This window comes from Paenibacillus sp. MMO-177 (assembly GCF_037147795.1).
Lineage (GTDB): Bacteria > Bacillota > Bacilli > Paenibacillales > Paenibacillaceae > Pristimantibacillus.
In genome coordinates, this window is the sequence record NZ_JBBCUR010000001.1 from 373,414 (window position 1) to 399,938 (window position 26,525).

Here is a 26,525-nt window from a genome sequence, read left to right on the forward strand (position 1 = left end):
ATATACGCTCCCTCCCTTTCTCCTATCCGCCTGCCACAATGCGTTACGTTGCCTGCCAATTCTATCCTCTTGTATAATGTGATAAAACCAATATCGAGGCCTATCGACGATGAGTGACCGCGTCTAAAGGTAGGTTTTATCGCCAAATAGAATTTCAGTTTTCAATTGTTATCGAAACTTATAAATTCTATTGTGGTGGGAAAACCAATATCGAGGCCTATCAAAGATGAACGACCGCGTCTAAAGGTAGGTTTTATCGCCAAATAGAATTTCAGTTTTCAATTGTTATCGAAACTTATAAATTCTATTGTGGTGGGAAAAAACTAGATTCCGATTCCCCAATATTTCACGCTAGGGCGGTGAATGTCCATGGTTGAAACGTTGATGCAGCTAACCGTTAGAGACATCCTGCAGCGCCCGCTGTTTCAGAAGGCTGAGACGATCGCAAGCGAAGAAGCGCTGAATCGCACCGTACGATGGGTCCACATTATGGAAGTTACCCAGATTGGCAAGCTTCTAAGCGGCAATGAGCTGATTCTGTCCACCGGCATAGGCTGGCACGACGACGAGGAGCTAAGCCTATCGTTCCTCCGGCAGCTTATCGATTCCGGAGCCTCCGGCCTCTGTATCGAGCTGGGCACCTACACCAAAAAGCCATCCGATGCCATGATCGAGCTGGCTAAACGCGAGAACTTTCCTCTCCTTTTTTTCCACGAGGAGGTTCGTTATATCGACATCACCCAAGATCTTCACGCCTACTTCATCCACCAGCATCACCGCATGGTTTATGAGCTCGAAGCCCTTTCCACCAAGCTAAACCAGCTGCTGCTCTCAGGCAAAGGCATTATGCCGCTGCTTAAGCTTCTCCACCACACGACCGGCACCCAAGTCGCTTTTTTCCCGCTTAATGCCGAAGCCCAGTTTGTTCCGCATATGCCCAAAGCCAAAGCAGACAGCTTCTACGAGCAATGGATTTACGGAGAAATGTTCGCCACCCCTGACCTGAAGCGCGGTCTCGCGCACCGTCCGATTCTTGCCCTAGACCATCTGTTTGCCGATTTGCTGCTGCAGTCGGAGCAGGAGCTGAGCGAATTTCAGGTTCTGGCGCTCGACCGCTGCGCTACCGCTATCGCTCAAGAAATGATGCGCACCAAATATATGGAGGAGCGACGGCGCTACAAGGATGAAATGTGGGTGACGGATTGGCTGTGCGGCAAGCATGCCGAGAAGGAAGTCCGGGAGTATATCTGCTCGATCAAGCCCTCCGCCAAGCTGTACGGCTTAACCGTTTGCGTATTCCGCTTGAACCTGAAGCTGGCGGAGTGGAAGGAAGGCGAAGAGCTGCTTATTCAGAAAAACATGGTCGCCCGCGCCATCTTTGAAGGCGAAGGCTACTTCCTTCTCCCCGCTATTTTTCATGATCATATCGTCTTTGTCCTTATCGATCAGATGAAGCAGCTCAAGTGGAAGGACCGCCTCCTCCGCGCCATTGACCGCCTGAGAAGAACCGAACATAACCCGGATACCGCCTTATTCGCGGGAACGATGGGCATCGGCAAATATATAACCGATCTGTCCCGCGCCAAGGAAGGCTACGAGTCCGCACAAGAGACGGTTGCCATCCAGACGGATATCGGACCGCTCAGCTCGCCGTTTTTCAGTGATCTGCACACGTACCGGATCATCTCCGGTCTCAAAAAAACCGGAATGCTGCCCGCCCTCATCGAGGAATATATCGGCCCGCTGGCGCGGTACGATCAGGAGAAAAACGGGCAGCTGCTCAAGACGCTGAAGGTATTCCTCTCTCTGTCCGGCTCTAAACAGGATACTGCAAAAGAGCTGTTTATCGTTAGGCAGACGCTTTATCATCGGCTCGAGAAAATAGCATCGCTCTTAGGCGACGACTACCTCGTTGCAGACAAAAGGCTGGCCATTGAGCTCGCATTAAATGCATACGAATACACGTATGGAGCGATTCAGTAGTTACCCCGCATCATTCCAGCCGGAGGAAGCCAGCTGCTTCACCACCAGATTGGACATATATTTCCGGGCATCCGCGGAGAGCAGCTGCAGCACCGCGCTCTCCCCGCCGGGATGAACAAGCTCGATGGTTGCACCGCTCAAATTCTCCACTACGCTATGAATTCTGAACTGCCTGCCGATATAAGCATCCAGCTTTTGTTTCTCTTCCATAAACTCCTGGTAAGCGGACATAAGTAAGCACCTCCGTTGAATGGTCTTCCCGCTTGCACTCTTATCCCTGCTTACAGCTGTTCAACCTGTTCCTTGGCACCTGCATTTGTCTGCTTATACGTCTCGCGCTTCAGGAACTGCCCCGTCCCCGCTTCCCCTACAAAAGCTTGATTCCGAATGACAAACTCGCCTCGCGACAATACGCTTTCCGGCACGCCGCTCACGCGAAGCCCTTCAAACGGGTTGTAATCGACGTTCATATGATGAGTCTCCGCCGATAACGTTCTCTCTGCGGTTGGGTCAAAAATAACGATATCCGCGTCGCTGCCAACGGCAATCGTCCCTTTGCGCGGGAATAAGCCAAACAGCTTGGCGTTACGGGTGGCGACAATATCCACGAATTGATTAAGCGTCAGCCTGCCTTTCGCGACTCCCTCCGAATACAGGATCGAGAAACGATCCTCAATGACCGGACCTCCGTTTGGAATTTTGCTGAAATCGCCCTTCCCCAAATCCTTTTGCCCTTTGAAATTGAAGGAGCACTGATCGGAGCCTAGCGTTTGCAGGGAGCCCGTAATAAGCGCATTCCAGAGCACCTCTTGGTGGCTTTTCTCGCGGAGCGGCGGAGACCAGACATACTTGGCCCCTTCGAAATCCGGCAGCGCAAGATACGACTGATCGAGCACCAAATATTGCGGGCAGGTCTCGCCCCACACGTCAACCCCGCGGGTTCTTGCCTCGCGGATCGCCTTGACCGCCTCCGCGCAGGTGACGTGCACGACAAACAGCCTTGCCCCCGTCAGCTCGGCAAGCGCCGCCGCGCGTGCCGTTGCTTCGCCTTCGATAGCGGACGGCCGGGTGAGCGCATGGTAGATCGGGTCGGTATTCCCTTCGGCAAGCGCCTTCTCCACCAGAAACTCGATGACATCGCCGTTCTCGGCATGCACCATGACCATGGCGCCAAGCTCCTTGGCCGACAGCATGGTCCGGTACAACGTGCCGTCATCGGCTTGGAACACGTTTTTGTACGCCATAAACACCTTAAACGAAGTAATCCCTTCATCCTTCACGATGGAAGGCAGCTCCGCCAGCACGGCGTCATTGATCTCGCTGATCATCAGATGGAAGCTGTAGTCGATAACGGCTTTGCCGGCTGCTTTGGCATGCCATTTCCGAAGCGACTCGCTTAGCGGCTTTCCCTTGTCCGTCAGGCAAAAATCGATAATCGTTGTGGTCCCGCCAAATGCCGCTGCTCTTGTCCCCGTCTCGAAATCATCGGCCGTCACCGTCCCCCCAAACGGCATATCCAGATGGGTATGCGGATCGACCCCGCCAGGAAAAACGTATTTCCCGGCAGCATCAACAATCTCTGCACCCTCTGCCGAAAGACCAAGGCCAATCTGCCTGATTACGCCGTCCTCAATCAAAACATCCGCCTGATACGTATCCGCGGCGGTTACTATCGTGCCGTTTCGTATGATTTTCGCAGCCATCGCTTATACCGCCTCCTTGCTCGCGCCGCCTGGCGCTTGATTGGCATCGCCGACTGCAGCTACCGCCTTCTGGCGCTCATTCCAAGACATCGGCAGCTCGCCGGATGGAATCTCGACCATGGAGATCGCGCCTTCCACCGGGCAAACGATCGAACAAAGGTTGCAGCCGACGCAATCCTCCTCCCGCACCTTCAGGTAAGCACGGCCGTCGTCCGTTGTCAGGCGTTCAATGCATTGATGCGACGTATCCTCGCAGGCGATATGGCATTTGTTGCAGACAATGCAATTCTCCTCGTGAATCCGGGCAACGACCTGATAATTTAAATCAAGATCGCCCCAATCCGAGTAACGGGGAACGGATTTACCAATCAACTCGGTAACGGAAGATAAGCCTTTGTCATCCAGATAGTTGCTCAGCCCGTCGATCATATCCTCCACGATGCTAAAGCCGTGATGCATGGCCGCTGTGCATACCTGCACGCCGGTAGCTCCCATCAGCATAAATTCGACCGCATCGCGCCAATTGGAGACGCCTCCAATTCCGGAGATCGGCACACCAACCTGAGCGTTGCGCGCGCATTCCGCCACCATGTTCAGCGCGATGGGCTTCACCGCCGGACCGCAATACCCGCCGTGAGCGCCTTTGCCGCCAACATGCGGGATCGTGTTCCAGGTATCGAGATCCACGCCCGCCAGCGAGTTGATCGTATTGATGAGCGAAATCGCATCCGCACCGCCGCGAACGGCCGCTTTCGCGGTAGCCGTAATATCCGTAATGTTAGGCGTCAGCTTCACGATGACCGGCGTTCTCGCCGCTTCCTTCGCCCACATCGTTTGCGCTTCAACAAGATCCGGCTGCTGGCCGGAGGCCGAGCCCATGCCGCGCTCCGCCATGCCATGCGGACAGCCGAAGTTCAGCTCCAGTCCGTCGACGCCTACGGCCTCGACTTTTTTTACAATCTCATGCCACTTCTCCCGCTTCGGCTCCACCATAAGGGACACCACAACGGCATGATTCGGAAACCGTTTCTTCGTCTCGTAAATCTCCTTCAGATTCACCTCGAGAGGCCGATCCGTAATGAGCTCGATATTGTTAAAGCCCGCCACGCGCTGCCCGTTAAAATGCACGGCCGCAAACCGCGACGAGGTATTGATAATCGGATCGCCAAGCGTCTTCCATACCGCTCCGCCCCAACCCGCCTCGAAAGCCCGCTGAACCTGATACCCCGTATTCGTTGGCGGCGCCGACGCTAACCAGAACGGATTCGGCGAGGATATGCCCGCCAGATTGATACGCAAATCAGCCATCGCGTTCCCCTCCTAAAAAATAATTACGCCGTCTCCTCCTGCTCCTTCACCAGCTGCCGATAGATGGCATACGCGGCTTTCTTGCCCTGCTGCGCCGCCGATACAACCATCGCTTCCCCTTGCCCGTCGCCAAAAATAACATCGCCAGCCGCGTACACCTGCGGATCGGAAGTTTGGAACGTAACCGGATCAATCGCTACGGTTCCCCGTTTATGCGTGAGACCAAGCTGCTCGACCAGGCCGATATGGCGCGTTTGACCAATGGCAAGAACAACCGCATCAACGTCCATAAAAAACTCCGACCCTTCCACCGGCACCGGCCGGACCTGCCCTTCGTTCTCTTCAAGCTTCATTAACGTGCATTCGAGCGCCGTTACATTACCGGCTGAATCTCCAATGATCCGCTTTGGCGCGGTCAGCCATTTGAATATAACGCCGTCCTGCTTCGCAAAGTCGAACTCGAAATCGTAGGCCGTCATCTCTGCGGAAGTCCGGCGGTAGACAATCGTCACCTCGTCCGCTCCAAGCCGAACCGAACAGGTCGCCGCGTCAATGGCGGTATTGCCGGCACCGATAACGGCAACCTTTTTGCCCGCAATATCCGTCCGAATGGACGATTTCGTTGATTCTACGAACTCGATCGCGTCAAAGACGCCTCGGAGTCCTTCGCCCTCGATGCCGAGCTTCGGCACCTTGGACATGCCGATGGCCAGAACAATCGCATCGTACTGCTGCTTAATTTCTTCAACGCTTATATCGATTCCAACCTTTACGCCCGTGCGGATCTCGACGCCAAGCTGCCTGACCTGCTCGACTTCCCACAGCGAGATTTCCTGCGGCAGCCGGAACGAGACAATGCCATACGTATCAAGGCCGCCTGCCTGCTCCTTCGCTTCGAACACCGTGACCGCAAAGCCGAATCGGGCCAGCTCCCTTGCCGCCGACAAGCCTGCCGGGCCGCCGCCGATAACCGCTGCTTTTTTCCCGTTGCTGCTTCCCGCCTTGAACAAGACCTGCTCGTTGCGGATTGCCCAATCCGTTGCGTAACGCTGCAGATCTCCGATCATAATCGGCTTGGACGAATGGTTAAGCACGCAAGCCCCTTCGCATAGCTCCTCCGTCGGACATACCCGCGAGCAGCTTGCGCCAACCGGATTCGCCTCCATAATGGCGCGGGCGGAGCCTTTCATGTTGCCGGTGGCGATCTTTTTGATAAAGGACGGAATGTTGATGCCTGTCGGACAAGCCTTGATACACGGGGCATCATAGCAATACAGGCAGCGGTTCGACTCCTCGACCGCCTCCTTGGGCTTCATTCCGGCTTTCACCTCGGCAAAATTGCGCCGCAAAGATTCCGCGGATATAAACGTTGCAGCCATCCGTCATCCCCCTTTCCCTCAGCGCTTATTATAGGTTTATGATGCTGTCGTACGTTTCCGGCCTGCGGTCCCGATAAAACTGCCAAATATTTCGCACCTCGCGGATCAGCTCTTTGTCCATCACGCCAATAACAATCTCATCCTGATCCCGGCTGCCGATAGCTACAATCGAGCCGCGGGGGTCGGCCAAATACGACTGACCGTAAAACTCTCCCATATTCCAAGGTGCCTCGTACCCAACCCGATTGATAGCCGCCACGTAATAGCCGTTCGCCACCGCATGAGCCGGCTGCTCCAGCTTCCACAGGTATTCCGAGGTACCCGCTACCGTCGCGGACGGATTAAAGACAATCTCCGCCCCGTTCAGCCCAAGCGCACGCGCCCCTTCCGGGAAATGCCGGTCATAGCAGATGTATACGCCAACCTTCGCGTAAGCCGTATCAAATACCGGATAACCCAGATTGCCCGGCTTAAAATAATACTTCTCCCAGAAGCCGCAGCCCCCGTCGCCTGCCGCTACATGCGGAATATGATGCTTGCGGTATTTGCCGAGATAAGCACCGTCCGCGTCAATCACCGCTGCGGTGTTATAATAGCTCGCAATGCCGTCGCGCTCGTAAATCGGAAGAATAATAACGACACCTAGCTCCCGGGCAAGCTCCCGGAACAGCTTTGTGGTAGGACCGTTCGGAATTTCCTCGGCGGCGTCATACCATTTGGTGACCTGCTCCGCGCAGAAATACGGTCCGTAGAAAACCTCCTGCAGCGAGATGATTTGCGCTCCCTTGGCTGCCGCTTCGCGGACCAGCCGGATATGCTTCTCGATCGCCGCCTTTTTGTGCGCCTCTACCGGTTCATCGCCATGTACGTCATGGGATGCCTGGATTAATCCAATCGTTACCTTACTCATCGCTTCTCCTCCCGATTCCGCTTTGCGATACGTACCGCCGACCGGTACAGCAGCTCCGCTCCCAGGGCGATATCCTCCGGAGACGAATACTCCTTGGGGTTATGGCTGATGCCGTCCTTGCACCGGACAAAAATCATGCTGTAATCCGTCACGTAAGACATCGTCAGCGAATCGTGAAACGGTCCGCTCATCAGCTCGGGCAGCTTCATTCCCATGCCCGACGCTTCCTTCCGCAAGACGTCCTTCATCCATTCCGCGCAATATCTCGGCTCGCTGTTCGTATCCTCCCGGATCAGATACTGCAGGCCATGCTCATCGCAGATGTCCTGGATGGTATCAAGCAGCTGCTGCTCCCTCTCGTTCCGGCGGGAGAGAACGATATCCCGGAGGTCAACCGTAAACGTCACCTTCTCCGGGATGATGTTGCGGGAGTCCGGGAACACCGACAGCGAGCCTACCGTCCCCACCGTCGACGCCCCTTCCTCCAGACGGGCGAGGTCGTTAAGGGCGACGATTACCTTGGCCGCGCCAACCAGCGCGTCCCGTCTCATCGGCATGGGCACCGAGCCCGCATGCCCGGCAAAGCCGTTCAGCTCAACCGTCCACCAGAGCGGTCCGGAAATACCGGTTACGATGCCGATCGGCGAATCAAGCGATTCGAGCACCGGCCCCTGTTCAATATGAAGCTCCAAGAACGCGCCGATCCTCCCCGCCTCAAACGTATATCCTTCAAACTCTGCCGGGTCGCAGCCAAATTCAATTAAGGCTTCCCTGCGAGTTACGCCATTCTTGTCTGTCCGGTCAAGCTCCCCTTCCTCAAGCTTGCCCGTCATGCCGCGGACGCCAAATAATCCTTTGTTGAAGCGGCAGCCCTCTTCATCGCAAAAGGCGACCACCTCAATATCCATCTCCGGCGTTATGCCTTTTTCAGCCATCGTCTGTACAGCCTCAATTGCTCCAAGAACGCCAATAGCCCCGTCATAACGTCCGCCGTAAGGCTGGGAATCGACATGGGAGCCAAGCATCAGCACCGGAAGCTCTGGATTTTTTCCTCTGAATACGCCAATCAGATTGCCGAAAGGATCTATTCTTGCGCTCATTCCCGCTTCTTCCATCCAGCTCTTCACCTGCTCTACGCCCGCTCTGTCTTCCTTCGACAAAGCCAGCCGGCATACGCCGGTCTCCCCAATCCTTCCGATCTGCGCCAGCTCCTCGATATGTCGGTTCAGCCGTTCCGCATTAATCGTTGCTTGCAGCTCCACACTCATGTCCCGTTCCCTCCCGCCTTGTCTCCGATGACATATAAGTATGTACGATATTCGAATTTATACGGTTAGTCGGATTGCTGCCCTCAGGCGAGGGCAGCCGTTTGAACGAAATCACCCTTGCATCTCCTAATCGCAGCCGCATCCACTGCCTCTCTCGGCGATTCACGCTGCCGCTTCCACCGCGTTAAGGTCCCTTAGGGACCTTAACCACCCTGCCAGCCTCAGTTATTTCGAGCTTAAGGTCCTTTAGGGACCTTAAGTCCTTCACATCCGCCACTTTCGGGGCTTCACGCCGCCGCTTCTGCCGCGTTAAGGTCCCTTAGGGACCTTAACCACCCTGCCGGCCTCAGTTTTCTCGAGTTTAAGGTCCTTTAGGGACCTTAAGTCCTTCACATCCGCCACTTTCGGGGCTTTACGCGGCCACTTCTGCGCGTTAAGGTCCCTTAGGGACCTTAACCACACTGCCGGCCTCAGTTTTCTCGAGCTTAAGGTCCCTTGGGGACCTTAAGTCCTTCACATCCGCCACTTTCGGGGCTTCACGCCGCCGCTTCTGCTGCGTTAAGGTCCCTTAGGGACCTTAACCACCCTGCCGGCCTCAGTTTTCTCGAGTTTAAGGTCCCTTAGGGACCTTAAGCTTCTCCATCCTTTCTAGCTTTTTTCCGCATCCGCCAGAATCGTCTTGTCTATGGCTTTACTTAAATCCGGCGCAGCCTTGATTAATCCGTATTTGAGCGAAATATCTACCGTCCGCTGCACGGCATCATCCACGAAAGAGCCTACCTGGGCATCCGTGAAACCTTCCGGCTTCACAAGCTTCGCCATTTCCATCAGCATGGTGGTCTGATGCTCCTTCGTTGTGCTGCCTTCTGTGACGGCTTTCATTACGATATCAACCGCTTCCTTCTGGTTGGCAATTGCGTAGTTCCAGCCCTTCATCGTGGCGCGGATGGCCTTAACCGCGGTATCCCGGTTATTTTTCAGCCAATCCTCCTTCACCACCAGCGTATCCTCAAGCATCCCAACGCCCGCATCCTCAAAGTCGTACACATACAAATCCTCCGGCTTCACGCCGCTCTCCAGCACGACATGGTACTCGTTGTAGATGGTAGAGATCGCTACATCCAGCTGCTTGTTGAAGAACTGGTCCATCGTAAAGCCCTGCTTCACCAGCTCGACATCCTTCTTCGGATCAAGGCCGTTCTTCTCCATAAAAGCAAGCACTTGAAACTGCTGGCTTCCCGTCCACATGCCTACCTTCTTGCCTTTCATCTTCGCCGGCGTATCAATCCCGGAAGCTTTGCCCGCAACAAAGCGGTACGAGCTCTTCTGCAAAATCTGCGCCACAGAGACAAGCGGCAATCCGTTGTCCCGGTTCACCAACAGGCTGTCGAAGCTTGTTACGCCGATATCCGCCGCACCGTTCACAACCTGCTGCTCTATAACGACATCCGGCCCGCCCGGCACAATCTCGACATCCAGCCCTTCCTGCTCGTAGAAGCCTTTTTCCTTGGCGACGAAAATTCCCGCGAACTGGGCTTGAGGCACCCATTTCAACTGGATTTTTACCTTCTTTAAAGGTTCGCTTGATTTGCCCTCGTTCGCCGAAGACTCCGATGGACTGTTATTGCCGCAGGCTGCGACCATAATAAGCGCCATTGCCATCGTCAGCGAGGTTACGGCCTTAATGACCCGGTTTCTCTTTCTCATCTACCCCATCCTCTCCCTATCGTTATCTATTTGTAAGATGAAGACATCCCCTGATGCGTAAGAAGTTATTGCAGCTTGCGCCGGGCGACATGCCACGGAATCGCGATTCTCTCGATCAGTTGAATGAGATAATAAAGCGCGATGCCAAGCACGGCGGCGATAACAATGCAGGACCAGGCAATGGGCATGTTGCCCAGCTTGATCTGATCGGATAGCAGAAAGCCCAGCCCTCTGGAAGAGATAAAAAACTCGCCAACTATCGCTCCTATGAGGCCGGTTGCCATGTTGATCTTAAGCGCTGTAAAAATAGCCGGCAGAGCAAGTTTGAACCGAAGTTTGAAAAAGATAACGAGCCTTCCTGCCGCGTAGGCATGCATCAGCTCCAGATAAGCGGGCTCGACGGAACGCAGCCCCTTATAGGCGCCTACCGCCATTGTAGCCATCGTCATGATGGCGACAATCGCGATCTTGGAAGCGACGCCGTCGCCAAACCAGTTGTTCATAACCGGCGCGAGCGCAACGATTGGGATGGCGTTTAAGCCAGCCATTAAGGTGATTGCGCCTTTAGCGGCTTGCGGAATTAAGGACGCTGCAATGGCTGCGAGTAGGCCAATGGCCGAGCCAATCAGGCAGCCGCCGATCATCTCCGCGCCCGTATAGAGGGAATAGTTCCAGAGGAGATCGCCGTTTGTCTGAATAGCCTTTCCAATTGCTGACGGGATCGGCAATTGATAAAGCTCCAGGTGAAACAGCTTATGGAACCCTTTTAGCTGCCAGATGACCAGAAAGAGGAGGCCAAATCCGATAGGCAGCCAGAACGTGCTTCTGGATTGTTTTCGTAAGGGGCTTGGAGATAGGCTGTTTACTTTGGAGTTAAGTCTTGTTGTATGGTCTGCTACTAATCGTGGCAACGCGTCCGGGACAGGAGACTTCTCCGTATTGACGGCGGTCATCTCCTTCATCCTTCCCTTCCCCCTTGCGAACGAAATTCCGGCTGCCATGGAGTCCATAACCGTTCAGCCAGCGTAACGAGCAGGAACCAGATCAACCCGATGACCACGCTGATTAGAATCGTGGACCAGAACATATACACTTGCGAGCTGCCATAGTAGAGAGAGCTGAGCATTAAAACTCCAATGCCGTTTGGCGCGCCCATCAGCTCAACGATAATGGAAGCCGTAATCGCGAGAGGGGCGGACAGCTTAAGTCCGGCAAAAAGCCCGGGAAGCGATGCCTTCAGCCGCAGCTTGGTGTACGTCGTCCATCTGGAGGCTGCGTACGAACGCATCAATTCCTCCTGCTCCGGCTTGATGCTCTGAAGGCCGCGCAGCATATGAATGGCTACCGGGAAAAAGGTTACATATCCCGCCATCAGCACCCTCGACATCGCAGGATCATGGATAATGCCGTACAGAATTGGAGCCAGCCCGATAATCGGGACCATTTGCGAAGCGATCATATAGGGAGATAGAGTTAGCTCGATTGCTCTGGACAAGCTCATGATAATAGCTAGCGCAGCCCCTACGCCCGTTCCAATCAGGAAGCCCAGTATCGAGTTCCCGAAGGTAATCGCCCCTTGCTCGGCTAACGTAGACCAGTGCTTAATGAGAGCTTCAATGACAAGGTGAAGATAAGGGAGCTTGGAGGCCGGAGCCAGTACATGAGCAATATCGGCTATGTACCAGGCCGCCCCTTCCCATAGCACCAGAGCTCCCGCCACCCACAAGGCGAGAATCCCGCCCTGGCCGCTTTTTCTAAGCCATCCGCTTATCAAGAGAATCACGCTCCTTAAAAAGAATTGCGAATGCAATTCTTACTTCGTAAGCATCAACTTAAGAATTGCGAATGCAATTCTTACTTCGTAAGCATTAACTTAAGAATTGCGAATGCAATTCTTATCTTCTGCAAGGCAGGCCCTCACCTTGGCCGTCATCTCATGGAAAAGGCGAGAATTGCGGATATGCTCGAAGCTTCCTTCCTCCCGTTCGATGTCCAAGATCGCATGGACCCGCCCGGGATGTGCCGACATGACGATAACCCGATCCGACAGAAACACCGCTTCCGGAATGCTGTGAGTAACAAATACGATCGTTTTGTTGGTCTGCTTCTGAATGTCGAGCAGGTCAAGCTGAAGCTTCTCCTTCGTAAATTCATCCAAAGCGGAGAACGGCTCATCCATCAGCAGAATCGGCGGGTCAAGCGCCAAAGCTCTGGCAATCGCAACTCGTTGCTGCATGCCTCCGCTTAGCTGCCAGGGATAATGATCTTTGAATGTTGTTAAGCCAACCATGTCGATCAGACGCCTTGATATGATTGAATATTCAGACTTTTTAAGGCCAAGCACTTCCATCGGAAGCTCGACATTATCCTTCACCGTGCGCCATTCGAATAAGGTAGGGCTTTGAAAAACAATCCCGAATCTTCGTTTTAACCGGACTTCGCGGGGCTCCTCTTCCCCGATCGTTATCCTTCCGCTTGTCGGCTGCAGCAGGTCCGCGATTAGCCGGAGCAATGTTGATTTACCGCAGCCCGAAGGCCCTAATAGGGAAACGAATTCGCTCCGGTGGATATCAAAGCTGATTTGCGAGAGAGCCGACACCTCGCTGCCCTTCCGGCCAAACGCCATCGACACCTCTTCGATCCGTATCTCAATTTCCTTCTGACTCTCTTGCGACAAATTCCCAACCCCCTCGCTCATAATGAAGATTGATAATGTCATCCTTTAACGCGCCGCTTGTGTTGTTATGTAATATTATATAACACGCCATTTGGATTACATTATACAAACTGTTTTATAAAATAGCGTGAACGTTGGACGTTATGTATAGAGGCGGTTTGATAGAGGTTAGATGATGTAAGGATCGAGTTACTATACTTGCATGCTAGCTACCGTAATCTAGGGATGGTATTGGCTAATGTAGATGAAACGCGCTTTATAGGGGGCAGGTTGAAATATTCTGGATCGCCTTGGCCATTAACCGACTCCTTCTGTTTGCGCTACGTTGTACACTTTGCAGGATAAGGGACGTAAAACACTCTCCCTTGAGGAATACATTGCACGGATTGCAGTAAATCGGGCCTCAATGGTCCGTTCCGGTACTCATTCACCGCAATATCCTGCATAACGGACAACGTAAAACAAGTTACTGGGCTTTAGAGCCTCATTATGCTGCATTTCGTGCAGTGTGGCGGGCTAGGAAGAGGTTGGTTGGCACGGACTCGATTCGAGCTCTGGGAGCAGGTGCGGTTACGCAATTTTTTAGGCTGATTTCAGCCTTTCAAGCGTGAACGCACCATTCTGGACTTACTGATAGACTAGTTTCAGCCTTTCAATTAGACGTGTAACCCCCATAAAAAAATAGAGGCCGTCCCTCAGGGACAGCCTCTATCCGGCAACCTTCTATTTCGTAGAGCGGTCAACCGCTGAAATCGTAAACGTAAAGCTCAGGTCCTGATCCGCCGGGATCTGGTATTCCGGATGAACCGGAGCGCCCCAGCTGTCGTCGCCGCCTACGCCCATTTGGCGTCCCGCGACCGTTACAACCGTGTAGTGCGGCTGCGGCAGCTCATACCAATGAGCGGCATTTTCCAGCTCAAACGCGGTCCAAGGCGACACGTTGCATTCTACCGGTGCCGATGGAGCTGCGTTCAGCTGCAGGCCATAGCCTTGGCTGTCTGTGATACGCACTTGGCGTACGCCGGTACGGTTGCCCGTCTCTTGCGGTACCAGGTACGGAGTTGGCAGATCCTTCACCGCACGGCTGAACGTACCAAGACGCGCGCCAAAAGCGCGGTCGATATAGTTCTCTTCCGGCCCCATCGCATACCACTCCGTCTGATCATAGTCCGCAGACAGCTTGAACGTCAGGCCAACAATCGGCACATTCGGAAGTCCGGCCGCACCTTTGTAATCCGTCTTAACTTCAATGCTTCCGTCTGCAAACACCGTATAGGTCGTGCGTACGCGCAGGTCGGCGCTAATGCTGAAGCCGTATTCGAACGCAACCGTTGCGCGGTCGCCCGATGCTGCAACGTCCAGCTCAACCTTGAGGCATTTGCGGGCAAGACTTGCCGCATACCACAGACCGGCATCATAGCCATGCGCATAACCTTTGTCGTTATCCGTCTGCGCGCGCCAGAACTGCGGCACTGGCGGCGCTGCGATAAACTCGCGGCTGCCGTAACGGATCGATGCCAGCGAGCCAACGCCTTTGGAGAACTGAATCGTGAAGCCATCGCCCATTACGCCAATGTTAACATCGCCTTCTACAACGCGAATCGAGCCTGCAGGCATTGCTTCTTCTGCAGCAACTTCGAATACGTACTCGCCAAAGGCTATTTCATGGCCGGCTTCTGCCCACAGCTCATCTTGCTTGAGCACAAGTGCGGCATGAACGGCATATTCACCGGCAATCTTCGTTACTTCCGCTGGCAGCGAGAGCGGCACAACGTCTTCGCTTCCCGGTTCAACGGCCGTTTCGCCGTTCCAGCCAAATACTTCTACGCCATCGCGGTATACTCGGACCGTCAAATCCCACTCGCTTGTATTAACGAACAAGTTCTCGTTAATCACTTTAACGCCCGTACGCGAAGGAACAAGCTTCACGTTCTGGTACAGGAACTTCACTTCCTGCATCTTAGGCGTTACGCGGCGGTCTGCGAATACGATGCCGTTGCCGCAGAAGCTGTAGTCCGTCGGACGGTCGTTAAAGTCGCCACCGTAAGCGAAGAACTCTTTGCCATAACGGTCCTTGGTCATAATGGATTGATCCATGTAGTCCCAAATGAAGCCGCCTTGGTACATCGGGTACTTTTGCTCAAGCTCCGTGTATTTATGCATGCCGCCAACCGAGTTGCCCATTGCATGCATGTATTCGCAGCTGATGTACGGCTTGGACGGATTGGACTCCAGATATTCGATAATGTCCGCGGGCTTGGCGTACATCCGGCTTTCCATGTCGCTTGTCGCGTCATACTTCCGGTTATGGAACACACCTTCATAATGGACAAGGCGGCTAGGATCCTTCGCATGGAAATATTTCGTCGCGTTCAGAATGACTTCGCCCGCGTACGATTCGTTACCGCAAGACCAGATAAGAATCGAAGGATGGTTCTTGTCCCGCTCGAGCATCGACTCGGCACGATCGAGCACGGACCCCTGCCATTCCGGCAGATTGCCCGGTACGTTCCAGGAAGGTTCAACCGCGCCCATCTTCTGCCACGAGCCATGGGATTCCAGGTTCATCTCGTCAATCAGATAAATGCCGTATTCGTCGCATAGCTCGTACCACAACGTCTGGTTCGGATAATGCGAAGTGCGAACGGCGTTCATATTATTCGCTTTGATCGTCTTAATATCCCAGATCATGTCTTCAGCCGTAATGGCGCGGCCGCGGCGTACGTTGAATTCATGGCGGTTAACGCCTTTGAATACGATACGCTTGCCATTCAGGTGCATCACTTTATCGATTATTTCGAAGCGGCGGAAGCCGGCTTTTTGCACGATCGCTTCAACCAGCTGGCCCTGTGCATTCAAGACGGATAAGCATACGCTGTACAAATACGGGGATTCCGCGCTCCACGGCTTTACTTCGCCCGCGTCAACCGTTACCGACAGCTTGCCGTCCGCAAAAGCCCCCTCGCCTGCGGCTATAACAACGCCTTCCGAATCCTTCAGCTCAAGCTTTACAGAAGCGCCTGCATTGCCGGCTTGCTCCAATAATTCCAGATCAACCTTCAGCGCACCTTGCTTGTAGCTGTCATCGAGGTCCGCATGGACAAACATATCTCTAACATGGATTTCCGGAACCGTGTACAGATACACGTCGCGGAAAATTCCCGAGAAACGCCAGAAGTCCTGATCTTCGAGCCAAGCGCCGGAGCTGCGCTGGTACACTTCCACCGCAAGCTTGTTGTCGCCTTCCCGGATAAACGGTGTCAGATCAAACTCCGATGGCGTAAAGCTGTCTTCCGCATAGCCCACGAACTCGCCGTTCAGCCATACATAAAAGGCCGATTCTACGCCTTGGAACGAAATGTAGACAGGTCCGTTCATGGCTTCCGGCTTGCGGAAATGCTTCACATAGCTGCCCACCGGATTGCTTGTCACCGGAATAGCCGGAGGACGAACGGCGTCCAGACCGTCCCAAGGGTACATCGTATTTACATATTGCAGCTGGCCATAGCCCTGCATTTGAATATGCCCCGGCACTTGAATGTCATCCCAGCCGCTGCAATCAAAGTCTTGTTTATAAAAGTTTTCGATTCGGCTGGCCGCATTTACGGCATAGCTGAATTTCCAACCGCCGTTCAAATCCTGGCGCATCGCCATTGGCGCTTTGCGCTCCGCATCCTCCATTGCCCGGTAATACCGATGATCGGAGTGCGCGTCCAGACGGTTTACGCGGTAAACGGTCGGATCGCTGAGCCAATTGATGTCTGCCCTTGTTGCTTTCATTCTATTAATTTCCTCCCTAAAATGAATTATCACCACAATAGCCCGTTATACGGGCAATCGTGATGATTCATACTTCGAAAGCATCAGCCTAATGAATTATCACCACAATAGCCCGTTATACGGGCTATCGTGATGATTCATACTTCGAAAGCGTCAGCCTAATGAATTATCACCACAATAGCCCGTTATACGGGCTATCGTGATGATTCATTACTTGCGAGCTTATTTTACCGATCCTGTCATTCCCGCTACAAAATGCTTTTGCATCAGGAAGAAGACAATGGCCGTTGGCAGCGTCGCAATCAGAATAACAAGCATGTTCACGCCGTAATCCGGCGAGTAGCTGGACCCCAGATTCGAGATCAGGAGCGGAATCGTCCGTTTCTCGGGGGATTGCAGCACAACGAGCGGCCACAAGTAGTTATTCCAGCTGGACATAAACGTAATGATGGCAGCAGCCGCATAAGTCGTTTTCATGGTTGGAACGTAGATGCGGAAGAAAACGCCAAGTTCGTTTAATCCATCTATTCGACCTGCTTCAAGCATTTCCTTCGGAAACATCTTCGTACTTTGACGGAAAAAGAAAATAAGGAACGCTGTCGTTACCGTTGGGAGTACGACAGCTGTCATCGTATTGATCCCGATTGCCGGGATATTCTGCGTAATGGTACCAAACATCCGGTACAGCGGAACCATCAAAGCAGCAAATGGAATCATCATCGAAAGCAACAGGATGTTAAAAACAACGTCCTTCGCTTTACTGCGGAAAATCTCAAAGCCATAGCCCGCAAGCGAAGCAATCAGCAGGGCAAGAATCGTTGTCGAGATCGAGATTTTCGCGGAGTTAAGCATGGCTTGCCCAAGATCAACCTGATCCAAAATTTTGTGCCAGTTCGCACCCAGACTTGAGCCGGGCATCAAAGTACCTTTCGTTACGTCAACCGATTTGTTTGTCGCGCTTATGATCATCCATATAAATGGGAAGATCGATACAATGGCCGCAATGCTCAGGAATATATAGGTGAAAATCCGTTTAGCCATTTTTATCACCTGCCAGTTTAAACTGAAGAATCGAGAAGATTACAATAAGAATTACAACGCCGTACGAGACGGTCGCGGCATAACCGAAGTCTGGCGTATATTTGAACGAAAGGTTGTAAATATACTGCGACAGCGTCATGGTCGAGTTACCAGGTCCGCCCTTCGTAATGTTCATAACTTCATCAAACAATTGCAAGGTACCAATCGTCGACGTGATCGAAGTGAACAAAATGATTGGCTTCAGCAGCGGAACCGTAATCTGGCTGAATTGGCGGAAGGCCGAAGCACCGTCAATCCGTGCTGCTTCGTAAATCGAGTTGTCGATATTTTGCAAGGCAGACAGATAGAAAATCATGTTATATCCGGTCCAACGCCATGTGATGGCGATAATAATCGTAATTTTAGCCCAGAACGGGTCAGTAATCCATTGAATTGGGGCGCTGATCAGATGCAGATTCGTCAGCAAAGAGTTAATCAAGCCGTCATTGCCAAACAGGTATTTGAAAATAACGGAATAAGCAACAAGCGATGTTACAGCCGGCAGAAAAATCGCCGTACGGAAAAATCCTTTAAGCTTCAGCTTGCTATCATTAAGCAATACCGAGATAAACATGGCCAGCACGATCATGATCGGTACTTGGATAATCAGGAAAATAAACGTGTTTTTCAGTGCGGTAATAAAAGTCTGGTCTTTGAACAGCCTTGCATAGTTGTCTCCACCAACGTAATGCAAGTTCGTGCCGGTTCCGGTCTGGAACGATAACATCAGTGCCTTAATCATCGGGTAGAAATAAAAGGCGCAAATCATGATGACAGCTATCGCTATAAACGACCAGCCGATCGCATTGCCTCTCGCCTTAATATTCATTGCTTTTGCTTTACTCACAGCGGCAGCCAGCTCCTTCCTATCTTGAGCATTCATAATAAAGACCTTGGAGCATGCCCCGCAGGGCACGCCCTTAAGAGATGGCGGCGGAACGCGGAGGACCATGTTCCAAGGTCAATTTCTCTCTTTATTTTACAGACGAGTCTGCTTGTGCTTGCGCGTCTTTCAATACATCGTCAATCTTCTTGCCGTTCAGGTAGTTCTGCATTTCAACAACCAGAATGTCCTCGATTGCGTAAGTGTGCATACCGTAGTTTACGCTTGGAATTTCGTTCGTCCATTTCGCAAAGTCCTGTACGATTTTTTGCCCGCCGAAGAATTCGTTAGCGGCTGTATAAGCTGCGCCGGTTGTAGCCGGTTTGTAAGTACCGATTGCGCCAACGTCCGTAACGAGTTTTTGGTACAGGTCAACGTTCGAGCCCAATGTTGCTTTAAGGAATTCTGCTGCTTGCTCTTTGCCAGGAACGTTCAGAACGTACCACGAGCTGCCGCCAAGGTTAGTTGCATGCACGGAGTTAGGCGTTTTCGCAAGCTTAGGCATTGGAGCAATCGCCCATTTGCCGGATTGCGAAGCTTCCGCCGTGATGGAAGGCGTGAACCAGTTGCCTGTAGGTACCGATGCAGCATCACCATTGTTATAGTTCGCTACGAATTGGCTCCAGTCGGAGTGGATTTTCACGATGTTGGCATCCATCATTTTTTTGTATACTTCAAACGCTTCTTTCATGGCTTCGTTGTTCGCAATGTTAGGCGTTTTGCCGTCTTCGTTCAAGTACCATGAACCCGCGGATTGAATCATCATGCGGATGATGCCGAGGTCGTTCGGATCAAGGGAGATCCAGTCTTTGCCCGTAGCCGCTTTAACTTTTTTGCCAATATCGATGTATTGGTCCCAAGTAATGTCTTGAAGATCATTAATGGTGTAGCCGGCTTTTTCGAGATAATCCGTTCTTACATAAAGACCGGCAACGCCGGAGTCAAACGGAACGCCGTAATATTTGCCGTCAACGCTTGTAGGTCCAAGCTTGTAATCAGCAAAGTCTTTAGGGTTGATCACGCTGCTCAGGTCGTAGAACATGTCCGGGTATGCTTGAAGGAAGCTTTGCGCGCGGTAGTCCTCGATAAGTACAATGTTTGGCAGACCTTTCGTCGTGCCGGAGCTCATGCCCGTATTCAGCTTTTGAACGATATCGTTCTGAGCGTTTTCTACAATATCAACGGTCAAATCCTTGTTAGTTGCCGCATAAGCGTCTTTCGCAAGGTTCATCGCTTTGATGTTAAAGTTAGGATCCCAAGCCCAAACCGTAATTTTGCTTGCAGCTTTTCCGCCGTTTGCCGCGCCGTTGTTCGCGGTGTTTGTGTTGTTATTCGTGTTGGAAGAACACGCCGACAGAGCGACTGCGCTAAGAGCAAGTACAGTGACTAATTTCTTCACTTTCAAGACCTCCATATCTGTATGTGTGGTTGTAAGCGTTTTCCGGCTTACAAATCCATGATAGCATTCCCATCATGGCGCTCGTTAGAACGATCTTTACAACGAATTGTCATATTATTATGAGTTGCTTGAAAGTGGTCTATTCGCACTAGGACAATCTTTAGAAATTTGGATCATTATTAGATTGAAGCGACGGAATGCGAATTTTTACCCGGGTTCCTTCCCCGATCTCACTTGTAATCGTCACACCATACTCTTCACCAAATAATAATTTGATCCGGTCATTTACATTGCGTACACCAATTCCGCTGAACAACTGGCGCTTGCTGACCTGCTTCGGAATGCCTCCATTGATATTCATGCCGTCGCCGTTATCCACCACCTCACAGACAAGCGAAGAGCCTTCCTGCGCAACCATAATGTAAATATAGCCTTCGGACTTTACATTAAAAGCATGGAAAAAGGCGTTCTCGATAAATGGCTGAATCATCAGCTTCGGAATCCGGTGATTCAGGCAATCCGGGGAGATAAAGTAACTAACGCGGATTCGCTCGCCGTAACGAACCTGATTGATGAACACGTAATTTTTCATATTGTCGAGCTCTTGCTGTACCGTAATCATCTCGCTGACATTGCCGATGGCATTCTGTAGAAGCGAGATCAGCGCATTAATCGTTTCGGCCGCTTTTTCCTTATTGCCCTGCTGGACCATAAACTTCACGGAAGCGAGCGTATTGTATAGAAAATGAGGATTAATCTGCTGCTGCAGCGCTTCCAGCTCCGCATTACGCTGCTGCTTCTGCGTCTCCACCAGCTTGTCTACATATTCATTCAGCTCGTCAATCATGGCATTAAAGGCAATGCCAAGCTGGCGCGTCTCGTAACTGCCGTCCACCTTCACATGGCGGTCGAACTCATACTTCGAAATGGTGGAAATCTGCTTAACCAGCCGGGTCAGCGATTTGGTCAGGCGCCTGGAAATAAGGAACACGATAATAACCGCCGCGGCTACAGTCGCCATGACGATAAGCGCAATCTGTCTTGTATCCGTCAATTGTCCCAGGACCTGCTTCTTATCAATGACGTTCACCATGTACAAGTCTAATCCGGCAATATACTCGGATAACAGCAGATGGTCTTTGCCCATAATGTGGGCATTCATGTAATCCAGCTTCTTCTCGTCAATTTCTTTCGCATACTGAAGAAGATCCGGCGAACGCTGCCCGATCCAGTCATTGCGGTTGGAGGATACAATGGTTCCCCGGCTGTCAATTACCGCCACATCATTGCCTAGACTTGTATTGCTGTCATAAAACCGGGCGAAATACGGCTCGCGAACGGCAAAGTAAACCATGCCATAAACCGTTCCGCTTCGGTCGACCAAGGCTTTGGAAGCTACAATCGTAGGAGCAATACCCGGAGTACCGGAAGTTTCGGCATCGTCATAGGAATACATCAGCCTGCGTGGCTCCGCAAGGGAACGTTTCGTTATGGGATGGTTCGCAAGAGCATCATCCGGTACAGGCCAATAGGAACGGTCCGTCGAATAACGACGTCCGTTCACCCCTGTCACCGTAATGCCGACCTCATAAGCGTCCACGCTGGAGCGGATCTTGTTCATTTGCTGCCCCATTTGGAAATAACTTCCGACCATCGTGCTCGAATCGCCGCTGGCTTCGGTCAGAAACTGCTTGATCGTTCCGCTTTGCGAGATTTTGTTCGCCGTCAGCACAATGGAATAATTAAACGAGTCCATACCGTTTCGGATCTGCGTGATAATTTTCGAATTGGTAATACTGAAGGTCTCCATAAATACGCGGCTGGACACGTTCATCGTTGTCCAGGTCGCGGTAATCGAAACGGCCACAATGCTCACGACCATAATGATGAACATTTTCACGAAAAGGCCGTTATATTTAAATCTGTCGAGTACTTTACTCAAAGCTATCACTCACTCATCTCAGGTTTTGTTGGCGATAACGGCTTGGCGACAGTCCGGTATGCTTCTTGAACACTTTGCAGAAATAGCTGTGATCCGAATAGCCGACCATCCCGCTGATCTCCGAGATCGAAGCTTCCCCTGCCCGCAGCAGCTCCGATGCTTTCTCCAGTCTTACCCTGTGCAAATAATCGACAAAGCCCTCGTTATGATGGGTAGAGAAATAGCTCGACAAATAGGACGGGTTAAAATGAAAATGCTTCGCCATCTCCGTCAAATTAAGCGATTCGGCATAATGCTCGTGAATATAATCAAGCAGCCGCTTCATGTTGGCATTGCCGGACTGCTCGGTTTTCTCGGCAATGCATAGCTTTGCTTCCCCTATAAAAGCTTTCAGCAGCTCTGCCGCCGCATTCGCATTTCGCGACTCTTCAATAGCTTTGAAGTAATAATATTTCTTTGTCTCCAGCAGCTGCGTGCCGTAATTCATATTGCCCAGCAGCACGGTAATGTTAAAAATAACATTGCTCAGAAACGACTTGAACTCAAACACATCCGTCGTATAGTTTGTTTTGAACGCTTCCAGATGATCCAGCAAATAGTCAAACGCCGTATCAAAGCGTTCGCGCTTGAACGATTCCGTAAAGCTGTTGAGATTAAACGGCTCTGCCGCTTGTACCGATTCCGGGAATTCATGGAATAACAACAGATGCTTGTCCGGGAAGTAAAAGGCGTAATCCATCATTTTCAGCAGACTAGCCTTATAGGATTGCTCCAATTCCGTAATCGCGGAGAAAGGCTCGCTTACGACGACGGCTACATCCAGCTCCAGCTGATTGATCGAACTCGCCATCGTTCTGCCCCAATAAGGCAGCAGGCTTAGCATCGTGTAATCCAGATTAAGAAGCAGCAGAATCATAGGCGATTCCGCTTTTAGCACATGGTAGACTAACTGGTCGGCATGAACCGCCTGTTTGTCCAGCTCGCCTTGCATCGTTTGCCGGATGGCATTGACCTGATCCTTCGTTACCGTCATTCCGCGCATGTCGACGCCAAGAAGGCAGAAGGCGCTATGAGGAAAATGGTCTCCCAGCTCCGCCTCAACCTGTTTGGCATCCATCTCATAACCGGATAACAGCTTCTCCAGCACCGAATCGACCGATGGCCCTTGATTCGTGGACTGCTCGTCCCCTTGCAGGGACGGAATTTTATGAGCAACGGCTTTCAGCACGTTCAGCATGTGGCCGGTATCCAGCTTGGGCTTTAATATATAGTCGCGTACGCCGCTTTGAAAGGTGGAGCGTACGTAATCGAAATCTCCAAAGCTGCTAAGGACAATAACTTCAATATCCGGGTATTGCAGCTTGATCTGCCGGGTCAGCTCTTCGCCGTCCATAATCGGCATGACAAGATCCGTCAGCACGATATGAGGCTGCAGCTCCGCGATCATCTCAAGCGCTTCTTTCCCGTTTGAAGCTTCGCCAACGATCTGGAAGCCTTCCTGCTCCCAGTTCATATAATGCTTGATCCCTTGACGGATCAAAGCTTCGTCGTCCACGATCAGCAGCTTGCAGTAGTTGGACATGATCTGATACCTCCTCAAAAGAATTGGCGCATGCTCTTGGCGTCAATTCTTACTTCGTAAGCATAAGCGTTACTTACATATGTAAAGTACATTATAACCGATAAAGCGAGCCGATTTCTCCCCATTATTAAGGGGTTGGACTTGTTACATTTTGGCGGATTATTTGGAAGTTTGCTAGAATCGGGCAACTTTTGCTTCACATATCCGGGGAGGACTTGAATATATTGAATAACAAACCCAAAAAACTGTGCAAGGAGGTGCTCCGAAATGGGTTCAGCAGAAGATAGACTGTTTGTTGTATCTCAGGAGGATTGGTCGCTGCATCGTAAAGGCTACCAGGATCAAGCCAGGCACCAGCAGAAGGTTCGGGAAGCCATTAAGCAAAATTTGCCCGACCTCGTGTCTGAAGAAAGCATTGTCATGTCTGACGGCAAGCAAGTAATCAAAGTGCCGATTCGGAGCCTTGACGAATTCCGATTTGTGTATAACTACAATAAAAATAAACATGTAGGTCAAGGAGACGGTGACAGCCAGGTCGGCGACGTGTTAGGCGTCGATCCGCAAGCGGCCAAAGGTCCAGGCAAGGGCGAAGGCGCCGGCGATCAGCCCGGCGAGGATGTTATTGAAGCGGAGATCAGCTTAGCTGAGCTGGAGAGCATGCTGTTTGAGGAATTAGAGCTGCCGTTCCTTCGCCAGAAGGATAAGGATCAGCTCGAGACGAAGGAAATCCGGTTCAACGATATCCGGAAAAAAGGAATCATGTCGAACATCGACAAGAAGCGGACGATCATGGAGAATCTGCGGCGCAACGCTACCTCCGGTACGCCGGGCATCCACGGCATCTCGCCGGATGATCTGCGCTACAAGACCTGGGAAGAGATTGTGCGTCCGCAATCCAATGCGGTTATCCTTGCGATGATGGATACTTCGGGTTCCATGGGCTCCTTCGAGAAATACGTAGCCCGTTCATTCTTCTTCTGGATGACCCGCTTCCTGCGGCATCAATACGAGAAAGTCGAAATCGTATTCATCGCCCATCACACCGAAGCGAAGGAAGTGACCGAAGAAGAGTTCTTCACCCGCGGCGAAAGCGGCGGTACAATCTGCTCGTCAGCCTATATCAAGGCACTCGAGATCATCGACAGCCGGTTCTCGCCAAGCGTGTACAACATCTACCCGTTCCACTTCTCCGACGGCGACAACCTGACCAGCGACAACGAACGCTGCGTCAAGCTGATCGGCGAGCTGCTCAAACGCTCCAACCTGTTCGGCTACGGCGAAGTGAACCAGTACAACCGCTCAAGTACGCTAATGTCCGCGTATAAGCATATTAATATGCAGCACTTCATGTACTACGTCATTCGCGAGAAGGGCGAAGTGTATAACGCCCTGAAGTCGTTCTTCCGCAAGCGGGAAGGCGTTGTGGGGTAAAAGAAAACCGGTCGTCCAGGGGACGGCCGGTTTTTTTGGGAAATGGTTTTGTTCTTCAGAATCGATTTTAGTGATCTCAAACCTTGTTCATCTAACATTCTAAGTTCATCAAGCCTTATGGATTTTACATATTCTTAATTAGATATGTAAACATTAGAATCGTAACTATTATTCTTTATCCATTCTAGGAGTCTCATACATTTCCTAATCAATGCACCTTTATTTCAATCCAATCAATAAATAACGAATATATCATCATCCACTGTGCCATCAAAGTTAAAGAAGAGTTTATAATACCCGACTACATTATCAGAGTACTCCATATTAAGCGTTGCAACGACATGGTTGTAATCAAAATCAGGATAGTTATTACTAAACTTTATTGATACTGAATCAATCTTAAACTCAAGATAAGTTGAGTCATAATTAGGAAAAACTTCACCGAACTCAGCAGATTCCTCTACTTTGTAGTGTTCAAAGCTTCTCCAAAATGCTGAATACAATTTCGATTCGACATCATTTGTAAGCATCCACTCTCTCAAAGCCCCAACCTCAAACATTGTCCAAGCACTCCTTCGTATATACACTAAAATTATGCCGGTCTTGTGTTAAAGCTAAAACAATTGCTGTATCCATCTCTTAATCCTTCCTTGCCTTGCAACAGCTTCCCCAATCGGACAATAGGGACAAGTCGAACATACCGAATGTGCCTTATCCATCTCAATATTTAATTTGATTAGAGTATCCGCCTTGAACAATCTTTCTCTCTCAAAATTAATATCCAGGCATACCCCTAATTCAACTGTTTGATTTAATAACTTACAATAATACTCGCCTTTCTCTGACATAATGATCCCTCATTCACTCACCACATTATTCTCGGGTAATTCCTCTGCGATTGGCTCTCTAACCAAATGCTTCTTCTTCACTTTGCATACGCCATGCTTTTTATAATTTTTAATAGCTTCATTTAGTGAGAGCTTGTTTGCCCCAATGCTAATATGGGGCCTTTCATGTGCTACAAGATCATATTGCCAAAAACAAACATCGCAAATTTCTACGATGACTTCATCATCACTGCAGATCGTAAAATATCCGCAGCAAGGACATTGAACATTTCCTGAGTTTGATCTTACAACCTCGGCATGAACTCGTTTCTGTTTATCTATCCAATTCATATTTCCAAAAATGATTCCTATTACCGCGCCGGCAAAACAGTCGTAGTAGTCGAACTCTCTATGTAACAACAAATAGGCAACTAGCATAAAAGCTAGGTAAAAAAGTTCACCTTCAACTGCTCTTTTGAAAAGAAACTTGTACTTTATCCGCTTCATGACTTTAGTACTCAACCGCTTCCCTCCAGGAGCTATCAAATGAAGTACATCCTATATGGGTATATTATACAAAAAGATGAGCACTAGTTATTAATTGAAAAAAAAATCATGCCTGCAGCTGCAATTAATAAACTTCCAACCACCCGCAGGTATATGATT

At 51.1% G+C, this 26,525-nt stretch carries 20 protein-coding genes; 2 read left to right on the forward strand and 18 right to left on the reverse strand.

The features are described from left to right. Window positions 1–369 precede the first annotated feature (369 nt). The gene (locus WFK81_RS01610) at window positions 370–1,983 is read left to right on the forward strand and encodes a PucR family transcriptional regulator (RefSeq protein ID WP_336784713.1); all 1,614 of its coding nucleotides are present in this window, start codon (window positions 370–372) and stop codon (window positions 1,981–1,983) included. On the opposite strand, the gene WFK81_RS01615 is transcribed toward WFK81_RS01610, so the two are convergent. The 16 genes from WFK81_RS01615 to WFK81_RS01690 all read right to left on the reverse strand — a co-directional run bounded on the left by WFK81_RS01615 (window position 1,984) and on the right by WFK81_RS01690 (window position 23,601). Continuing rightward, complete coding sequence (locus WFK81_RS01615; protein ID WP_336784714.1) at window positions 1,984–2,214, reverse strand: hypothetical protein; 231 nt, start codon at window positions 2,212–2,214, stop codon at window positions 1,984–1,986. A 50-nt stretch (window positions 2,215–2,264) separates the two neighbouring features. Further along, a complete protein-coding gene (gene hydA, locus WFK81_RS01620) occupies window positions 2,265–3,686 on the reverse strand; it encodes a dihydropyrimidinase (RefSeq protein ID WP_336784715.1) in 1,422 nt (473 codons plus the stop codon). A gap of 3 nt (window positions 3,687–3,689) precedes the next feature. After that, window positions 3,690–4,994, reverse strand: coding sequence for an NAD-dependent dihydropyrimidine dehydrogenase subunit PreA (gene preA / locus WFK81_RS01625; RefSeq protein ID WP_336784716.1), 1,305 nt, complete (start codon window positions 4,992–4,994; stop codon window positions 3,690–3,692). Between the two features lie 23 nt (window positions 4,995–5,017). Next, entirely contained in the window at window positions 5,018–6,373 is a 1,356-nt protein-coding gene (locus WFK81_RS01630) for an NAD(P)-dependent oxidoreductase (RefSeq protein ID WP_336784717.1), read from the reverse strand. Between the two features lie 28 nt (window positions 6,374–6,401). After that, window positions 6,402–7,283, reverse strand: a complete 882-nt coding sequence (locus WFK81_RS01635) for a nitrilase-related carbon-nitrogen hydrolase (RefSeq protein WP_336784718.1) — start codon at window positions 7,281–7,283, stop codon at window positions 6,402–6,404. Continuing rightward, window positions 7,280–8,551 carry a M20 family metallo-hydrolase gene (locus WFK81_RS01640; protein WP_336784719.1) on the reverse strand — a complete coding sequence of 424 codons (1,272 nt, stop codon included), beginning with the start codon at window positions 8,549–8,551 and terminating at the stop codon, window positions 7,280–7,282. The genes WFK81_RS01635 and WFK81_RS01640 overlap by 4 nt, the downstream gene beginning before the upstream one ends. A gap of 648 nt (window positions 8,552–9,199) precedes the next feature. After that, window positions 9,200–10,258, reverse strand: coding sequence for an ABC transporter substrate-binding protein (locus WFK81_RS01645; RefSeq protein WP_336784720.1), 1,059 nt, complete (start codon window positions 10,256–10,258; stop codon window positions 9,200–9,202). 65 nt (window positions 10,259–10,323) lie between these two features. Further along, window positions 10,324–11,220 carry an ABC transporter permease gene (locus WFK81_RS01650; RefSeq protein WP_336784721.1) on the reverse strand — a complete coding sequence of 299 codons (897 nt, stop codon included), beginning with the start codon at window positions 11,218–11,220 and terminating at the stop codon, window positions 10,324–10,326. Next, window positions 11,217–12,032 (reverse strand): ABC transporter permease, encoded by an 816-nt coding sequence (locus WFK81_RS01655; protein ID WP_336784722.1) that lies wholly within the window; start codon window positions 12,030–12,032, stop codon window positions 11,217–11,219. The genes WFK81_RS01650 and WFK81_RS01655 overlap by 4 nt, the downstream gene beginning before the upstream one ends. Before the next feature lie 99 nt (window positions 12,033–12,131). Then, the gene (locus WFK81_RS01660; protein WP_336784723.1) at window positions 12,132–12,935 is read right to left on the reverse strand and encodes an ABC transporter ATP-binding protein; all 804 of its coding nucleotides are present in this window, start codon (window positions 12,933–12,935) and stop codon (window positions 12,132–12,134) included. Between the two features lie 723 nt (window positions 12,936–13,658). Then, window positions 13,659–16,715: a glycoside hydrolase family 2 TIM barrel-domain containing protein gene (locus tag WFK81_RS01665; RefSeq protein ID WP_336784724.1), complete on the reverse strand. Its 3,057-nt coding sequence runs from the start codon at window positions 16,713–16,715 to the stop codon at window positions 13,659–13,661. A gap of 222 nt (window positions 16,716–16,937) precedes the next feature. Beyond that, window positions 16,938–17,756: a carbohydrate ABC transporter permease gene (locus tag WFK81_RS01670; RefSeq protein WP_336784725.1), complete on the reverse strand. Its 819-nt coding sequence runs from the start codon at window positions 17,754–17,756 to the stop codon at window positions 16,938–16,940. Continuing rightward, window positions 17,749–18,624 (reverse strand): carbohydrate ABC transporter permease, encoded by an 876-nt coding sequence (locus tag WFK81_RS01675; protein WP_336785460.1) that lies wholly within the window; start codon window positions 18,622–18,624, stop codon window positions 17,749–17,751. The genes WFK81_RS01670 and WFK81_RS01675 overlap by 8 nt, the downstream gene beginning before the upstream one ends. Before the next feature lie 145 nt (window positions 18,625–18,769). After that, a complete protein-coding gene (locus tag WFK81_RS01680; protein ID WP_336784726.1) occupies window positions 18,770–20,077 on the reverse strand; it encodes an ABC transporter substrate-binding protein in 1,308 nt (435 codons plus the stop codon). A gap of 160 nt (window positions 20,078–20,237) precedes the next feature. After that, window positions 20,238–21,971, reverse strand: a complete 1,734-nt coding sequence (locus WFK81_RS01685) for a sensor histidine kinase (protein ID WP_336785461.1) — start codon at window positions 21,969–21,971, stop codon at window positions 20,238–20,240. 61 nt (window positions 21,972–22,032) lie between these two features. Beyond that, on the reverse strand, window positions 22,033–23,601 hold the full coding sequence (locus WFK81_RS01690; RefSeq protein WP_336784727.1) for a response regulator transcription factor: 1,569 nt from the start codon (window positions 23,599–23,601) through the stop codon (window positions 22,033–22,035). 267 nt (window positions 23,602–23,868) lie between these two features. On the opposite strand from WFK81_RS01690, the gene yhbH reads away from it, so the two are divergent. Beyond that, window positions 23,869–25,032 carry a sporulation protein YhbH gene (gene yhbH, locus WFK81_RS01695; RefSeq protein WP_336774110.1) on the forward strand — a complete coding sequence of 388 codons (1,164 nt, stop codon included), beginning with the start codon at window positions 23,869–23,871 and terminating at the stop codon, window positions 25,030–25,032. Between the two features lie 233 nt (window positions 25,033–25,265). Here the strand turns inward: yhbH and WFK81_RS01700 are convergent, their stop codons facing one another. Both WFK81_RS01700 and WFK81_RS01705 read right to left on the reverse strand, forming a co-directional pair. Then, window positions 25,266–25,592 (reverse strand): hypothetical protein, encoded by a 327-nt coding sequence (locus tag WFK81_RS01700; RefSeq protein WP_336784728.1) that lies wholly within the window; start codon window positions 25,590–25,592, stop codon window positions 25,266–25,268. Window positions 25,593–25,889: 297 nt separating this feature from the next. After that, window positions 25,890–26,381: a CPCC family cysteine-rich protein gene (locus WFK81_RS01705; protein ID WP_336784729.1), complete on the reverse strand. Its 492-nt coding sequence runs from the start codon at window positions 26,379–26,381 to the stop codon at window positions 25,890–25,892. Window positions 26,382–26,525 lie beyond the last annotated feature (144 nt).

Coding starts and splice junctions, on each gene's coding strand:
- WFK81_RS01645 (WP_336784720.1), bottom strand. CDS start 10,258: ATGAGAAAGAGAAACCGGGTCATTAAGGCCGTAACCTCGCTGACGATG.
- WFK81_RS01670 (WP_336784725.1), bottom strand. CDS start 17,756: ATGGCTAAACGGATTTTCACCTATATATTCCTGAGCATTGCGGCCATT.
- WFK81_RS01690 (WP_336784727.1), bottom strand. CDS start 23,601: ATGTCCAACTACTGCAAGCTGCTGATCGTGGACGACGAAGCTTTGATC.
- WFK81_RS01675 (WP_336785460.1), bottom strand. CDS start 18,624: ATGAATATTAAGGCGAGAGGCAATGCGATCGGCTGGTCGTTTATAGCG.
- WFK81_RS01665 (WP_336784724.1), bottom strand. CDS start 16,715: ATGAAAGCAACAAGGGCAGACATCAATTGGCTCAGCGATCCGACCGTT.
- hydA (WP_336784715.1), bottom strand. CDS start 3,686: ATGGCTGCGAAAATCATACGAAACGGCACGATAGTAACCGCCGCGGAT.
- yhbH (WP_336774110.1), top strand. CDS start 23,869: ATGGGTTCAGCAGAAGATAGACTGTTTGTTGTATCTCAGGAGGATTGG.
- preA (WP_336784716.1), bottom strand. CDS start 4,994: ATGGCTGATTTGCGTATCAATCTGGCGGGCATATCCTCGCCGAATCCG.
- WFK81_RS01650 (WP_336784721.1), bottom strand. CDS start 11,220: ATGAAGGAGATGACCGCCGTCAATACGGAGAAGTCTCCTGTCCCGGAC.
- WFK81_RS01610 (WP_336784713.1), top strand. CDS start 370: ATGGTTGAAACGTTGATGCAGCTAACCGTTAGAGACATCCTGCAGCGC.
- WFK81_RS01685 (WP_336785461.1), bottom strand. CDS start 21,971: ATGTTCATCATTATGGTCGTGAGCATTGTGGCCGTTTCGATTACCGCG.
- WFK81_RS01630 (WP_336784717.1), bottom strand. CDS start 6,373: ATGGCTGCAACGTTTATATCCGCGGAATCTTTGCGGCGCAATTTTGCC.
- WFK81_RS01635 (WP_336784718.1), bottom strand. CDS start 7,283: ATGAGTAAGGTAACGATTGGATTAATCCAGGCATCCCATGACGTACAT.
- WFK81_RS01700 (WP_336784728.1), bottom strand. CDS start 25,592: ATGTTTGAGGTTGGGGCTTTGAGAGAGTGGATGCTTACAAATGATGTC.
- WFK81_RS01640 (WP_336784719.1), bottom strand. CDS start 8,551: ATGAGTGTGGAGCTGCAAGCAACGATTAATGCGGAACGGCTGAACCGA.
- WFK81_RS01615 (WP_336784714.1), bottom strand. CDS start 2,214: ATGTCCGCTTACCAGGAGTTTATGGAAGAGAAACAAAAGCTGGATGCT.